The 325-nt window shown below is 42.8% G+C and carries 1 pseudogene; it reads left to right on the plus strand.

The window, feature by feature from the left end:
• Window positions 1-325, plus strand: a pseudogene (locus B3V51_RS12355) (hypothetical protein); the annotation flags it as partial.

Consider the following 325-nt stretch of genomic DNA (forward strand, 5'->3'; position numbering starts at 1 on the left):
TGATGGTCAATATGTTCTTGAAGGTTGGGCAAAAAGAGATCAATTTTATCTGGCACATCAGTGCTTTGATTGGTTTGGTATTTGGTATTATCCAAATGTTTATATTTTTAGTGGTGCCGCAGCATTGGACGGTGCCATTTTTTGCTGCGATTTGGGGATTTTTGACCAATTGGATTGCCATTTGGATGGTATTTAACCCAGTAGAGCCGCATTTTATCCCGTATTTAAAGCTTTTTTCGGTGCAGAGCCGCTTCCCCTTTATCAAGCCAGTCATGCCTCATATCGCAAGGTATCGTCTGCAGGGCGGCTTTATGAAGCGCCAAGA

This window comes from Psychrobacter sp. UBA2514, assembly GCF_002341255.1.
GTDB classification, from domain to species: domain Bacteria; phylum Pseudomonadota; class Gammaproteobacteria; order Pseudomonadales; family Moraxellaceae; genus Psychrobacter; species Psychrobacter pacificensis.